Origin of the sequence: Kineococcus glutinatus (assembly GCF_039542765.1) — a bacterium.
In the GTDB taxonomy this organism is placed as follows: domain Bacteria; phylum Actinomycetota; class Actinomycetes; order Actinomycetales; family Kineococcaceae; genus Kineococcus_A; species Kineococcus_A glutinatus.
The window spans coordinates 1-13930 of record NZ_BAABIL010000122.1 but is presented as its reverse complement, the minus strand read 5'-3'; the positions used below and the strand labels follow the sequence as shown (position 1 = coordinate 13930).

The following is a 13930-nucleotide window of genomic DNA, read 5'->3' as shown; positions in this document are numbered from 1 at the left end:
CGCCCCCCAGTCGTGCCCGGCCGCGACCTGCTGGCAGCGCCGCGCGCGGTCCGGGTCGGGGTCGTCGAGCAGCGCCAGCACCCGATCCGCGAACGCGGCCGCACCGGCCTCCACCCACACGGCACCGGGCACCGGCTGCACGGCGGGCAGCGGCGTGCTCACGACGGGCAGCCCGGCGGCCAGGTACTCGAACGCCTTCAGCGGGCTGATGCCGCGGGTGAGGTCGGTGACCAGGTAGGGCACGACCCCCACCGCCGCCGCGGCCAGCTCCTCGGCCAGGGCCTCCTCCGGCAGCGGGCCGACGACCTCCGCGCCCGCCTCCAGCAGCTCCCGCCAGGCGGGGTGCGCGGTGGTGCCCTCGCCCAGCGGCCCCAGCAGGCGCAGGCGGGCGGTGCCGCGCAGGGCCCGGGCCAGCGCGGCGAGCAGCGGCAGGTCGAGCTTGTGCGCGACGAGGTTGCCCGCGAAGGCCACGACCGCCTCGCGCGGGCCCCGGCGCCGCCCGGCGGCCCCCGCGAACAGGGCCACGTCGGCGACGTTGGGCAGCAGCAGCACCCGGCCGAAACCCTGCCGGTGCAGGTGCTCGGCCACGGCCGGGCTGGTGGCGATCGCGAGCGCGGCCCGGCCGGCGAGGCGGCGCTCGGCGGCGAGCAGGCGAGCGGGGTCCACGCCGGGGTTGCGGTGCAGCAGGTCGACGAGGTGGTAGACCACCACGTCCGCGTCGTCGGGCAGGTCGTACACGTGGGGCGTGTAGGTCCACAGCACCCGCGGGCCGGGGTGCCGGGCCCACCGCCCCACCTGCCGGTGCAGCAGGTGCGCGTTGGGCAGCCGGGTCAGCGGCCCGTGGGAGGGCACGATGCGGGGCGTCACCACCCGCACCCCGGCGGGGACGGCCCGGTGGACGCCCGTGGGCGGTGCGGGGTGCAGCCGGCGCAGGACGCGGCGCGCGTCGCCCGGTCGCAGCCGCCGGGTGCCGGTGCCCTCGGCGAACACCACGCCGAACCCCTCGGCCAGGGCGCGCGCGACGTGGTGCTGGTTGGTGGCGATGACGGCGTCCCAGTCGGCGGTGCCCAGCACCAGGACGAGGGGCGCGCCGCGGCCGGCGCCGGGCGGCTCGTCCCGCCGGGTCGCGTCGTCGTCGGGCCCCGCGCGCCGTTCCACCGGGGTCCACGCTAGCCCCCGGCGGGCCCCCGGTCCTGCCCGGCGGCGTCGAGGGCGGGGGCGAGCGCGGCGTCGAGCCGCCCCGCCAGGCCCGCGGTGCGGGTCGCCGTCAGGTGGTGCGCGTCGCGGTACAGCAGGACACCGCCCTGCACGGCGGGGCAGCGCCGGTCGGTGCACAGCCACGCCGAGGTGTCCACGTGGGTGCCGCCGGCCGCCCGCACCGCCCGGCGCTCGGCCGCGGTGCGCTCCTCGTCGAGCACGTCGGCGCGCTCCCCGCCGCAGCGCGAGGGCTGGTGCAGGGCGGCGCTCAGGCACACGGGCACCGAGCGGGGGAACTCCGGGTTGTCGGCCAGCCACACCACCGCCGTCGTGCCGGGCAGCGCGCGCAGCGTGCCGGTGACCCCCGCCGCCCAGGTCGCGGGGGAGTCGTCGCCCTCGAGCTGCTGCCGCCCGTAGCCGGTGGCGACGACGACCGCGGGCCGCAGCCGCCGGATGCGCTCCAGCGCGGCGCGGCGCCACGTCGTGCACTCGGTGAACGGCCGGTTCAGCCGGGTCTGGTGGGCGGTCACCGACGCCGGCGGGCAGGAGGACTTCGTCAGGACGACGAGGCGCAGCCCCCGCCGGAGCGCGATGCGCTCCAGCGGGGGGAACCACGTGTCGGCGTGGGAGTCGCCGAACAGCACCACGGTGCGCGCTGCGGCGGGGTCGCCGTAGGTGCACCCCGGTGGCTCGACGACGCGGAAGGCGACGAGGCAGCCGTCGCGGGAGGAGCGGCTGACGTCGCCGGACGCCGCCCGCAGCCCCGGCCGCAGGTCGGAGGGCACGTAGGCCGCCTCAGGGGCGGGCAGCCCCGCCGCGACCGGGACCGCCGGCGCGGGGCGCCCGGCGTCCAGGGCGGGGGGGACCGCCGCCCACGCGCTGACCGCCAGGGCCGCCGCGGACGCCGTGCCGGCCAGCGCCCAGGTGGTGCGCGGCCGCCGGGGCAGCCACCGGCTGCGGCGCACCGGTTCCTCGACGAGGTGGTGGGTGGCGGCGGCGAGGAGCAGGGCGGCGGCGAGCAGCACCGCTGCCGGCACCGGCAGCGGGCGGGCGGCGAGGGAGGGCAGCACGAGCAAGGGCCAGTGCCACAGGTACAGCGGGTAGGACAGGTCGCCCAGCGCGGTCAGGGGCCGCGCGGACAGCAGCCGCTGCTCGGTGCCCGCCCCGCGCGCCCCGGCGCCGATCACGGCGGCGGCCCCCAGCACCGGGACGGCGGCGCGCCAGCCGGGGAAGGGGGAGGCGTCGGTGACCAGCACCGCGGCGGCGAGGACGGCGGCCAGCCCGGCCCAGCCCAGCAGCGCCGCGGCGCGGGCCGGCGGGGCCCCGGTGCGGCGCAGCAGCAGCGCGAGGAGCCCGCCGCAGGCCGGCTCCCACGCGCGGGCCGGCAGGGTGAAGAAGGCGTAGGGCTGGTGGGTGGCGGTCAGCCAGGTGCACAGCGCGAAGGAGGTCGCGGCGACGAGGGCCAGCAGCACGACGGGCACGGCGACGGGCACGGCGACGGGGACCGCTGCGGGCGCACCGGTGGTGCGGCGGCGGGCGGCGCGGGCCAGCAGCAGCGCCGCCACCGGCGCCAGCAGGTAGTACTGCTCCTCCACGGCCAGCGACCAGAAGTGCTGCAGGGGGGAGGGCTCGGAGCCCGCGAGGTAGTCCACCCCCGCCAGCGCGAACCGGTTGTTCGCGTTCTGCAGCACCGCCGCCACCGCGTCCAGCGCGACACCGGCCACCGCCAGCGGCGGCAGCAGCACCCGCGCCGCGACCACCGTGACGACCAGCACCAGCAGCGCGGCCGGCAGCAGCCGGCGGACCCGCCGGGCCCAGAACCGCACCGGGGCGACGGTGCCGGTCCGCTCCACCTCGTCCAGCAGCAGGCCGGTGACGAGGTAGCCGGACAGCACGAAGAACACGTCCACGCCGACGAAACCGCCCGGCAGCCCGGGCAGCCCCGCGTGCTGGAGCACCACCAGGGCGACGGCCACCCCCCGCAGCCCCTGCAGGTCGGCGTGGCGGCGGCGGGTGCCCGCCCCGCCGGCCGCCGCGGTGGGGCGCCCCGCGCTCACGCCCCCGCCGCGGTGAGCACCTGCACGACCGTGCGCAGCAGGATCTTCACGTCCAGCCAGAGCGACCAGTTCTCGATGTAGTAGTTGTCGAAGCGGGCGCGCTCGCCGATGGAGGTGTCCCCGCGCAGGCCGTGGACCTGCGCCCAGCCGGTGATGCCGCACGGCACGCGGTGGCGCCACAGGTACTCGTCGTGGTCGCGGCTGAAGCGCTCCACGAAGTAGGGCCGCTCGGGGCGGGGCCCGACGAGGGACATGTCGCCGCGCAGCACGTTCCACAGCTGCGGCAGCTCGTCGAGGGACAGCGCGCGCATCCACCGGCCGACGCGTCCCACCCGCTCGTCGTCGGCGATGGTCCAGCGGGTGTCGGCCTCCCCGGTGCCGGGCGACATGCTGCGGAACTTCAGGAGCTGGAAGCGCCGCCCGTCCAGCCCGATCCGCTCCTGGCGGAAGAGGACCCCGGGCCCGCCCTCCCAGCGCACCGCGAGGGCGCAGCACAGCAGGAGCGGGCCGAGCAGCAGCAGGCCCGCGGCGGAGGCGGTGACGTCCACGACGCGCTTCAGCGGCCAGGTCGTGGCCCGGAAGGCGGAGCGGCGCAACCGCACCAGGGGCACGCCGTCGAGGACCTCCACGAGGCGGTGGGTGCTCTGCACCTGCCAGAACCGCGGCACCGTGTAGATCTCCACGTCGAGGCGGTGGCAGCCGCGCAGGACGTCGAGGATGACGGGTTCCGGCGCGTTGGACCAGCCCACGACGACGACGCCGACGCCCTGCTCCCGCGCCACCCGCGCCAGGTCGGCGAGGCGGCCCAGGACGGGCAGCGGGCGCTGCGCGGCGTCGAGGCGGGGGTCGTCGTCGATGAACCCGACGGGTCGCAGGCCGTGCTCGTGCCGGCCGAGGATCCCGGCGAGCTGGGCGCCGAGGCCGCCGCAGCCGACGATGAGGGCGCGCTGCGCCATCCGGCCGCTGCGCCGCCCGCGGCGCACGACGGCGTACGCCACCGCGCGGGCGGCGACGACGAGGGCCGTCTGCGCGCCGAGGACCAGCACGAGGGTGCCGTCCACGCTGACGGCGTCGAGGAGCACGTCGAGGACGGTGCTCAGGCCCAGGGAGCCCACGGCGGCGGTGAGCAGGAACGGCAGGTCGTCCAGCAGGGCCAGGCCCAGGCGCGCGCGGTAGAGGCCCAGCAGCGCGCAGGACGCGACCAGGGCGGCGGTGAAGATCCCCACCCCCGCGGCGCGGGGTCCGCTGGCGGCGAGCACCGCGGCGGCGCAGGCGACGTCGACGGCGAGCAGGAGCGGCGGCAGGCCGCCGGTCGCCGGCCGCTCGGCCGCTGCGGGTGTCCCCGCCCTCGGCCGGTCGATCAGTGCCATGTCCGCTCCGTGTCCGCTCCGTGGGTCTGGTCGGTCCCTCCTGGGCTCCCGCCTCTCGACAGCTCCCGGTGGACGTCGGCGGCCCGGGGGCGCACCTTGAGGCGCGGCCCGGGGGCGCGGCCGGGGCGGGGGCGGGGGCGGGGGCGGTCCGCGGGGCCGGCGGTTCAGGCGCGCGGCGCCAGCGCCGATGGACGGTCGTGGGGGCGGTCGCGGCCCCCGGCAGCCGCCCCAGCCCGTGAGGAGCCGCGTCGTTGGACCTCGTCGACTACCTGCGCGTGCTGCGCAAGCGCTGGGTGACGGTCGTCGTCTCGGTGCTGCTGGGTCTCGCCGCGGCGGTGGGGTTCACGAGGTGGAGCACCCCGCTGTACCGCGCCGACGTCCTGCTGTTCGTCTCCATGCACGACAGCGGCAACGCGGCGATGCTCATGCAGGGCGGCCTGTTCACCCAGCAGCGGGTGCAGTCGTACACCGGCGTGCTCACCAGCCCGAAGGTGCTGCAGCCGGTGGTCGACGAGCTGGACCTCGACACCACGGCCCGCGCGCTGGGCGCCAGGGTGGGCAGCAACGCCCCGCTGGGCACCGTCCTCATCAACGTCGTCGTGGAGGACGAGTCCCCGCGGGACGCGGTGCGGATCGCCAACTCCGTGGCGGTGCACTTCAACGCCGCCGTCCAGGACCTGGAGCGCCCCGCCGCGGGGGTGCCGAGCCCGGTGGAGATCAACGTGCTGCGCCGGGCGGAGGAGCCGGAGGAGCCGATCTCGCCGAGGTCCTCGCGCAACCTGGGCCTCGGCCTGCTGGCCGGTCTCGCCGCGGGCGCGGGCATCGCCGTGCTGCGGGAGGTGCTCGACACCACCGTCCGCACGCCGGAGGCGCTGAACGGGCTGGGGGCGCCCGCGCTGGGCACCACGCTCCTCGGCGAGCAGCGCGAGCGGCCCGAGCTCGTCACCGAGCACCCGCGCAGCCCGCAGGCGGAGGCGATGCGCCAGATCCGCACGAACCTGCAGTTCGCGGACGTGGACCACCCGCCGCGCTCCCTCGTCATCACCTCCGCGCTGCCGGAGGAGAGCAAGAGCACCATCGCGGTGAACCTGGCGCTGACCATGGCCCACGCCGGCGTGCGCACGATCCTGGTCGAGGCCGACCTGCGGATGCCGAAGGTGGCGGACTACCTGGGCATCGACCGCAGCGCGGGCCTGACCACGGTGCTCGCCGGCCGCGCCGACGTCGACGACCTGCTGCAGCCCTACGGCGACACCGGCCTGTCGGTGCTGGCCAGCGGCCCGATCCCGATGAACCCCGCCGCGCTGCTCGGGTCGCGGCACATGGCCGACCTGCTGGCCGCGCTGGGGGAGCGGGCGGACCTGGTGATCCTCGACAGCCCGCCGCTGCTGCCGGTCACCGACGCCGCGGTGATCGCCCGCCAGGTGGACGGGGTGATCCTCGTCGCCCGGCACGGGCGCACCACCCGCGACCACATCCGCAGGGCCCTGGACCGGTTGCGGGCGGTGGACGCGCGGGTGCTGGGCGGGATCCTGTCGATGGTGCCGGCGCGCGGCTCGGAGTACTCCTACGGCTACGGGTACGGCTACGACTACCAGCCGGAGGCGTCGGCGGAGCCGGACCCGCCCCTGGTGAGGGCCTGAGGCACCGCCCGGGCGGGGTCGGGGGCCAGCGCCGCGAGCACCTCGTCGAGGGCGGTGCCCAGCCGCCGGCCGGTCCTGCGCTGCTCCTGCGCCGGCAGCCCGTGCACGTCGGGCTCGTCGTCGCCGGCGGGGTCGGCCGGTGCGGTGGGCCCCCGCAGCGGCGGGGCCGCGGCGAGGAGGGCGCGCAGGGCGGCGGCGGGGTCGGCGGTGCCGCGCACGCGGCCGGTGCGGTGCAGCTCGCGGGCGATGCGGGCGAGCTCGCGGAGGGTGAACGTGCGCCGCTGGGCGGCGGGGACCAGCTCCAGGACGGCGCGCCGGTGCTCGCGCGTCATGCCGACGACGAGGTCGGCGTCCTCGACGAGCCGGGCGTCGAGCAGGCGCGCGGTGGACGGCCCGGGGGGCCGGCCGGTGGCCTCCTCCAGCAGCTCCGCGGCGACGGGGTCCACGGGCAGGCCGGGCAGCGCGCGCGTGCCGGCGCTGGTGACCTCCACCCGGTCCGCGAGCGGGCCGAAGCGTTCCCGCAGCCGGTGGCGCAGCAGGCCCGCCGCCAGCGGTGAGCGGGAGACGTTGGCGGTGCAGACGACGAGGACGCGGAACGGGGCCGCGGTGCCGCCGCGGGGGGTCACGGCGCCAGCTTCAGCAGCTCGCGCCGCTCCCGCAGGGCGGCCAGCAGGGCGGCCGTCTCCACGTGCTCGCGCCCCTCCAGGAGGGACTGCTTGGCGGCCAGGTCCGCCGCGGCGGTGATCTCCTCGTGGCTGAGCCCGCTGGCGGTGGAGGCGATGCGGGGCCACTCCACGGCGGTCAGGTCGAAGGTCCGCAGCCGGCCCTGGACGATCTCGTGCACGACGCCGGTGCTGGGCAGGAGGTACTGGACGAGGGCGTCGAAGCGCCGCAGCACGTTCCGGTCGAGCAGTTGCTGGCGGTTCGTGGTGACGACGAGGGGGCTGGGGGAGGCGTCCTCGTCCACGAAGGTGAGGAAGGTGCACAGCAGCCCGGTGGGCCGTCCGCCGGCGGCGCCCTCGGCGGTGGTCTGGACGAGGACGTCGACGTCGTCGAACAGGTAGACCCCGCGCGCCTGGCCCATGAGGTCGAAGACGAGGCGCAGCCGGTCCGCCGCCTCCTCCGCGGGGGCGTCGGCCAGCGCGTCGAGCCGCACGGACAGCAGCGGGAGCTGGAGCTCGCCGGCGAGGACGGCGGCGGTCATGGTCTTCCCGGTGCCGGCGGGCCCGGCGAGGATCAGCTTGCGCAGGGGCCGGAAGCCGTGGGCGCGCAGGGTCTCCTGGCGGCGCTGCTCGGCGAGGACGCGCTGCACGCGGCGCAGGACCTCGGCGCTGAGCGCCATGTCGGTCAGCCGGGCGGTGGGCTGCTCCACGGTGAGGACCCGTGCCAGCTCCCCGCGCGGTTGGAGCACGGCCGCCGCGCCCGCGGGGGTGGACGGGGGCCGTGCCCCGGTCCCGGCGTTCTCGACGAGGTCGCGCAGCTCGTCGGCGTACCGGGTGCGGCCGCTGCGGGCGGCGCTGTCGGCGACCTCCAGCGCGACGGCGTTGAACCGGGCACCGTCGCCGGTGCCGTGGCTCTCCACCAGCGCCTTGACCTGCGCAGCCGTCGCCATCGACCCTCCCGCCGGGGAGCCTACAGCGAGTTGCCGGACGACGCCGGAGCGTGTGTGCTCAGCGCAGCCAGCGGTGCAGCCCCTTGCGGCCGGCGGCCCGCCAGGCGGCGGCGAAGTGCTGCTCGGCCTCCCGGGCGCCGACCTCCTCCAGGGCGTGCAGCCGCCCGTACGTGAACGCCAGCTCGTTGCTCGGGGCGTGCGCGGCGAGCTCGAGCAGCCGGGCGCGGGTCACCACGGAGTCCTGGTGCTCCCCGAGGGCCTCCTGCACCGCCTCCATCGCCGCGGCGAAGTCGGTGGCGTCGGTGCCGAACACCACGGCCACCGACTCCCCGGCGTAGCGGGCGGCCTTGGCGGCCTTGCGGGCGTCGTGCAGCAGCTCCTCGCGCTCCGCCTCCCGCTCGTGGTCACCCGCCAGGGCGTCGGCCTCGGCCACGTACCGGCGGACCTCCTCGTAGCTGCGGGCCACCTGCCGCGGCAGCACCTTCCCGGCCGGCTTCGCGGCGCGCCCGGTCAGCGGCGGGGACGTCACCAGCGCCTCCAGCGACGCCAGCAGCGCCCGGTAGCGCTCCCCGTCGAGCTCGGCCAGCACCGCGTCGTGGGCGCGGCGGTAGGCGGCCTCCAGCTCCGCGGCGGCCTCCTCGCCCGTGGTGCCCGCCGGCTGGCCGAGCTCCCCGGCCTGGGCGCTGACCGCACCCCGCACGCGGTCGCGCATGACCTCCGCGTCGCGGGCGGCGCCCAGCTCGGCGGCCAGCCACTTCAGCTCGTCGCGCAGCGGGCGCGCCACCGCGGGGTCGAGCAGGGGCTTGAAGGTGCGCAGGGCGCTGCGCAGCCGGCGGGTCGCCACCCGCATCTTGTGCACGGCGTCGGGGGCGTCGAGGCGGACGGGCAGGTCCTGGGCGCGGATCTGCTCCACCTGCTCGCGCAGGTGGGCGAGCACGACGTCGCCGGCGGGGGAGCGGCGCGTCAGCCGCACCCCGGTGCCGTCCTGCGCCGCGCCACCGGCGGCGCCGTCGAGGGCGAGGACCTGCGCGAGCTTGCTGGGGCCTTTCGCGCGGCGCAGCCCGCGCTGGCGCAGCTCGGCGGCCAGCGCGGCGAGGACCTCCTCCGGCCCGTCGACGAGCTCGACCTCGATCTCCCGCCAGGTCGTGCCGGGCACGGCGGTGCCCGCGGCGTCGCCCTCGCCCCGCAGCAGCCGCTGCGCGCTGACGCGGTCGTCGGCCAGCTCCACGAGCACCCGGCCCGTGGCGTCCACCAGCCGCCGCACGGCGCGGTCGGTCTCGATGCGCGCGACGGGCACGAGCTCGGCGCCGCCGCTGCGGGCGCGCACCATGTCCTGCAGCTGCTGCGGCACGGTGCGGGTGGCGCGGCCCAGCGGCAGCCGGACCTCGGAGCGGGCGCCCTTGCCGGCGGGGACCTTCAGGTGCCAGCCGGCGTCGTCGCCGCCGGTGCGCCGGCGCAGGGTCAGCCCGGCGGCGGCCAGCCGCAGGTCGGCGGTGTCGAAGTAGGTGGCGGCCAGCGTCTGGTGCACCACCTCGCCGTCGGTGACGGCGGCGGCCGCGTCCAGCCCCCCGGGGTCCGCGCCGGCGACGAGCTCGGTCAGCGCGGGGATCTCGAAGGTGTCGTCGGCCGCGAGCTTGACCTCGACTTCACGGTGAACGGAAGGCATGCAGATGTTGTACCTGCGATGACGGGCGCTGTCGCCCGGAAGATCCACCCATGACGCCGCGTGGAGGGAGGGCGACCGTCCGTCCCCGATCGCCCGGACGTGCGACCACGGGCCCCGCCCCGAAGGATGGGGGTGGAACCACGACGGAGGGAGAGGCATGACCACCGCACCGTTCGAGCACCGCCCGGGCGCCCGCGTGCCCGCGGCGGGCACCACGGCGGGGGAGGACACCACGGCGGCCGACGCCGGGGTCGGCGGCCCCGCCGAGGACGCGGGCGAGTTCCCGCAGCAGCCACCCGGCTACCCCGAGGAGGTCGACCCCGCCGAGGGACCCCTCGCCGGGCGGGAGCCGGGGCTGCTCGGCGACCTGCGCGACCCCGGCGCCCCGCCGCACGACGCCTGAGCGGCGCGACGCCCGAGCGGGGGCGGGTTCCTCACCGCGCGGTGACGAGCTCGCCCTCCGCAGCGGGCAGGTAGGTGGCGCTGCGGAGGCCGTCGCGCTCGTCGACGAGCCACGCCGCGCCCTTCTCCGTGGCGCCGCGGTCACCCGCCCGCAGCAGCGCCAGCCGCTCCTCCGGCAGCCGCACCGCGCCGTCGCGGTCCCAGCGCTGCAGCAGCCCCAGCAGCAGCTCCCCGTGGGTGCACAGCACGGCGCCCTCCGCGGCGGGCTGCCGCAGCAGGTCCTCCAGCGCGGCCGGGTCCCCGTCGGGGGCCAGCAGCGGGTTGCGCAGCACGGGCAGCTCGACCCGCTCGCCGAGCGGCTCCAGGGTCTGCAGGCAGCGGCGGTACGGGCTGCTCACCAGCCGGTGCACCGGCACGTCGCCCAGCCGGGCCGAGAGCGTGAACGACTGCCGCCAGCCGCGCCGGGACAGCGGCCGGTCGCGGTCGGAGTACGGCCAGTTCCGCCGGTCACCGGCGTGGGCGTGGCGGACCAGGACGAACACGCCGCCTCCTCTCCGAAGCGCTCCTGCGCGGCCGCGCGCCGGTCGTGGCAGGGAGCGGACCGCGCCCTCCCGGACACCGTGCCCGCTGCACCGCCCGGGCGCCCGCTGGAACCGCGATGTTCACCTCCCGGGGGGTTTGGCGTCACCGGCGAGCCCACCATCAGGTCGTCGGCCGCCGAGGGCGCGTCCCTGCGGGGGAGGGTCGCCCGCCGACCACGCGGAGCGGTGGTCGGGGTGGTCGGCGTAGGCGGCTGCCAGCACGGCGAGCACCTCGGCGAGGTTGAGGGCGGTCAACCAGCGCCCGCGGGCGACCGCCCGGCGGTACTCCGCGAGGAAACCGAGCTGGGCGTCGAACTCCGCTCGCTCCCGCCGGTCGACCGAGCCGCGGCGCTCGGCGAGACGCGCCTGGAGGAATCCGGCGATCTGCTCGGCGGTCCGCACCCGGCCGTCGCGCCCGGATCCCGCCGAGCGCTCACCGGACCCGGTGCGGGCGAGTTCTGCGGTCGCACGTCCCACCGGCGGCTCCCATCGGTCGAGGGCACCCGACCCGCAGCCGGGGCGCCCGTCGGTCACCTGCCGCCACAACGTGGCACGGCTGTGACGCGTGCGCCAACGCGGCGCGTACCGCAGGTGTCGCGCGGCCCGCCGGACACCACCCGCACGCCGTCGCTACAGCCGGGCACACCGCCTGCCGATGGATCAGGAGACCCCCTGACTCACCTGGAGCGCACCGTGCCCCGTCTGACCATCGGCCGCCGCATCGGCGCCGGCTTCGCCGCTGTCGTGTTCCTCATGGTCGGGCTGACGGCCGTCGGCGTCACCCAGGTGGGGGAGATCGACGCCCGGCTCACCACCATCAACGACGAGAACAGCGTCAAGTCCCGCTACGCCATCAACTTCCGCGGCAGCGTCCACGACCGCGCCATCGCCGTGCGCGACGTCGTGCTCGCCGAGACCTCCGCGGAGGTGGACGCCGAGGTCGCCACCATCGCGGAGCTGACCGCCAAGTACGACGAGTCCGCCGCGAAGATGGACGAGACCTTCGTGGACCCCGGCAAGCTGGACGACGCCGAGACCGCCGCCCTCGCCGAGATCGAGAGCATCCAGGCCGACACCCTCCCGCTCATCGAGCAGGTCGTGGCCCTCAAGCGGGCCGGCGACCAGGCCGGTGCGCACGAGCTGGTCGTCACGCAGGCCAAGCCGAAGTTCATCGACTGGCTCGCCGCCATCAACGTGTTCATCGACATGGAGGAGGCGAAGAACACGGCCGAGAGCGCCGAGGCCCGCTCGATCAGCGCCGGCTTCCTGCGCATCATGCTCATCGTCTGCGCCCTCTCCGTCGCCGTCGCCCTGTTCGTCGCCTGGCGCACCGCCAGCAACCTCTCCCGCCGCATCGGCGAGGCCGCCGACGTGCTCGCCGCCGTCGAGGGCGGTGACCTCACCCGCCGGATGGCCACCACCCCCGACGACGAGGTGGGCCGCATGGGCAGCTCCCTCAACAGCGCGCTGGACTCCCTCGGGCAGGTCATGGGCGCCATGGAGCGCAGCGCCGGCGAGCTGACCGGCACCAGCCACCGCATCGGCGCGCTCTCGCAGCGCATCTCCACCGGTGCCGTCGAGTCCGCCGCGCAGGCCGACATCGTCTCCAGCGCCGCGGCCGAGGTCTCCCACAACGTGCAGGGCGTCGCGGCCGGTTCGGCCGAGATGGGCGTGGCCATCCAGGAGATCGCCCGCAACACCAGCGAGGCCGCGGCCGTCGCCGGGGAGGCCGTGCAGGCCATGGGCGCCACCACCGACACCGTGCAGCGGCTGGCGGAGTCCAGCAAGGAGATCGGCGAGGTCGTCAAGGTCATCACCGCGATCGCCGAGCAGACGAACCTGCTGGCGCTGAACGCCACCATCGAGGCCGCCCGCGCCGGTGACGCCGGCAAGGGCTTCGCCGTGGTCGCCAGCGAGGTCAAGGACCTCGCCCAGGAGACGGCGCGCGCGACCGAGAGCATCTCCTCGCGGGTGCACGCCATCCAGGCCGACACGCAGGGCGCCGCGGAGGCCATCACCGCGGTGACGGGCGTCATCGGGCAGATCGACCAGTACCAGACCACCATCGCCGCGGCGGTGGAGGAGCAGACCGCGACCACCGCGGAGATGAGCCGCGGCATCGCCGACGCCGCCGGGGGTTCGGAGCAGATCGCCGCCAACATCGACGCGGTCGCGGCGGTGGCCCGCACCACCCAGGAGTCCGTCGCGGAGTCCGAGCGCGCCGTCGGCGAGCTGGACGCGGTGGCCTCGGAGCTGCGCACGCTGGTCGCCCGCTTCCGCTACTGATCCCGCCCGCGGGTCCCGCCCGCCGGCCCCGCCCGCCGGTCCCGCCCGCCCCGCTCCCGCACCCCGGGGGCGGGGCGGGCGTCGTCCCGGCCGGGTCCCGCCGGGGTTCCGGCCGGGTCCCGCCCGCGCAGGGGGTGGCGACGGGACGCCGCGTGTGGTCCCCTCGTCGCGACCCACCAGCAGGTGCACCCGCGGAGGCCCGCACGTGACCCCCAGCCCGACCGTCCCGGTGACGCACCGATCCATCGCCACCGTCTGCCTGTCGGGCACCCTGGAGGACAAGCTCACCGCGGCCGCCGCCGCCGGGTTCGGCGGCATCGAGGTCTTCGAGCCCGACCTCGTCGCCTCGCCGTGGGCGCCGGCCGAGCTGGCCGCCCGCTGCGCCGACCTCGGGCTCTCCCCCGACCTCTACCAGCCGTTCCGCGACCTCGACTCCACCGACGAGGCCCGCTTCGCCCGCAACCTGCGCCGCGCGGAGCGCAAGTTCGACGTCATGGCCGGGCTCGGCGTCGGCACCGTGCTCGTCTGCTCCTCCGCCGGGCCCGACGCCGTCCGGGACCCCGACCGCCTCGCGGGGCAGCTGGCGGCCGCCGCGGCGCGCGCCGCCGAGCGGGGCGTGCGGATCGCCTACGAGGCCCTGGCCTGGGGGACGCACGTGTCGACGTGGGAACAGGCCTGGGACGCCGTCCGGCGCGCCGGCGTCCCGTCCCTGGGGCTGTGCCTGGACAGCTTCCACGTGCTGTCCCGCGGCGGGGACCCGGCCGGGTTCGCGGCGGTGCCGGGGGAGGCGGTGTTCTTCCTGCAGCTGGCCGACGCCCCCCGGCTGCGGATGGACGTCCTGCAGTGGAGCCGCCACCACCGGCTCTTCCCCGGCCAGGGGGCGTTCGACCTGCCGGGGTTCCTCGCCGCGGTGCTCGCCACCGGCTACGGCGGGCCGCTGTCGCTGGAGGTGTTCAACGACGTCTTCCGCCAGTCCGACCCGCGGCGCACGGCGGTGGACGCGATGCGCTCGCTGCTGTGGCTGGAGGAGGCGCTGGCCGCCCGCGCGCCGACCGGCGCGGCGCCGGCCGGTGCGGGGCCCACCGGTGCGGCGCCCACCGGCGCGGGGCCCACGGG

12 protein-coding genes are annotated in these 13930 nt (G+C 77.3%); 4 read left to right on the top strand and 8 right to left on the bottom strand.

Annotation, left to right across the window (positions count from 1 at the left end; all coding sequences use genetic code 11):
• The 3 genes from ABEB16_RS05625 to ABEB16_RS05615 all read right to left on the bottom strand — a co-directional run.
• Positions 1-1158, bottom strand: a 1158-nt coding sequence (locus ABEB16_RS05625; RefSeq protein ID WP_345711285.1) for a glycosyltransferase, incomplete at its 3' end; no start/stop codon positions are given.
• Positions 1159-1169: 11 nt separating this feature from the next.
• Positions 1170-3254, bottom strand: coding sequence for an acyltransferase family protein (locus tag ABEB16_RS05620; protein WP_345711284.1), 2085 nt, complete (start codon positions 3252-3254; stop codon positions 1170-1172).
• Positions 3251-4624, bottom strand: coding sequence for a sugar transferase (locus ABEB16_RS05615; RefSeq protein WP_345711283.1), 1374 nt, complete (start codon positions 4622-4624; stop codon positions 3251-3253). The genes ABEB16_RS05620 and ABEB16_RS05615 overlap by 4 nt, the downstream gene beginning before the upstream one ends.
• 251 nt (positions 4625-4875) lie before the next feature.
• Here ABEB16_RS05615 and ABEB16_RS05610 point away from each other — a divergent pair, with 251 nt between their 5' ends.
• Positions 4876-6267 carry a tyrosine-protein kinase domain-containing protein gene (locus tag ABEB16_RS05610; protein WP_345711282.1) on the top strand — a complete coding sequence of 464 codons (1392 nt, stop codon included), beginning with the start codon at positions 4876-4878 and terminating at the stop codon, positions 6265-6267.
• Here ABEB16_RS05610 and ABEB16_RS05605 read toward each other — a convergent pair.
• The 3 genes from ABEB16_RS05605 to ABEB16_RS05595 are packed head-to-tail and all read right to left on the bottom strand — an operon-like array spanning position 6216 to position 9545.
• Complete coding sequence (locus tag ABEB16_RS05605; RefSeq protein ID WP_345711281.1) at positions 6216-6893, bottom strand: arsenate reductase/protein-tyrosine-phosphatase family protein; 678 nt, start codon at positions 6891-6893, stop codon at positions 6216-6218. The two genes, ABEB16_RS05610 and ABEB16_RS05605, sit on opposite strands and share 52 nt — an antisense overlap.
• Positions 6890-7879 carry an AAA family ATPase gene (locus tag ABEB16_RS05600; protein WP_345711280.1) on the bottom strand — a complete coding sequence of 330 codons (990 nt, stop codon included), beginning with the start codon at positions 7877-7879 and terminating at the stop codon, positions 6890-6892. The genes ABEB16_RS05605 and ABEB16_RS05600 overlap by 4 nt, the downstream gene beginning before the upstream one ends.
• Before the next feature lie 58 nt (positions 7880-7937).
• Positions 7938-9545: a CYTH and CHAD domain-containing protein gene (locus ABEB16_RS05595; protein ID WP_345711279.1), complete on the bottom strand. Its 1608-nt coding sequence runs from the start codon at positions 9543-9545 to the stop codon at positions 7938-7940.
• A 157-nt stretch (positions 9546-9702) separates the two neighbouring features.
• On the opposite strand from ABEB16_RS05595, the gene ABEB16_RS05590 reads away from it, so the two are divergent.
• Positions 9703-9948 carry a hypothetical protein gene (locus ABEB16_RS05590; RefSeq protein WP_345711278.1) on the top strand — a complete coding sequence of 82 codons (246 nt, stop codon included), beginning with the start codon at positions 9703-9705 and terminating at the stop codon, positions 9946-9948.
• A gap of 31 nt (positions 9949-9979) precedes the next feature.
• Here the strand turns inward: ABEB16_RS05590 and ABEB16_RS05585 are convergent, their stop codons facing one another.
• Entirely contained in the window at positions 9980-10489 is a 510-nt protein-coding gene (locus tag ABEB16_RS05585) for a SixA phosphatase family protein (protein WP_345711277.1), read from the bottom strand.
• Between the two features lie 120 nt (positions 10490-10609).
• Entirely contained in the window at positions 10610-11005 is a 396-nt protein-coding gene (locus ABEB16_RS05580; protein WP_345711276.1) for a DUF6221 family protein, read from the bottom strand.
• 216 nt (positions 11006-11221) lie between these two features.
• Between ABEB16_RS05580 and ABEB16_RS05575 the strand changes: the two genes are divergently transcribed.
• Both ABEB16_RS05575 and ABEB16_RS05570 read left to right on the top strand, forming a co-directional pair.
• Positions 11222-12814, top strand: a complete 1593-nt coding sequence (locus tag ABEB16_RS05575) for a methyl-accepting chemotaxis protein (RefSeq protein ID WP_345711275.1) — start codon at positions 11222-11224, stop codon at positions 12812-12814.
• A gap of 205 nt (positions 12815-13019) precedes the next feature.
• Positions 13020-13930, top strand: a 911-nt coding sequence (locus ABEB16_RS05570; protein WP_345711274.1) for a sugar phosphate isomerase/epimerase family protein, incomplete at its 3' end; no start/stop codon positions are given.

Coding starts and splice junctions, on each gene's coding strand:
- ABEB16_RS05615 (WP_345711283.1), bottom strand. CDS start 4,624: ATGGCACTGATCGACCGGCCGAGGGCGGGGACACCCGCAGCGGCCGAG.
- ABEB16_RS05600 (WP_345711280.1), bottom strand. CDS start 7,879: ATGGCGACGGCTGCGCAGGTCAAGGCGCTGGTGGAGAGCCACGGCACC.
- ABEB16_RS05595 (WP_345711279.1), bottom strand. CDS start 9,545: ATGCCTTCCGTTCACCGTGAAGTCGAGGTCAAGCTCGCGGCCGACGAC.
- ABEB16_RS05590 (WP_345711278.1), top strand. CDS start 9,703: ATGACCACCGCACCGTTCGAGCACCGCCCGGGCGCCCGCGTGCCCGCG.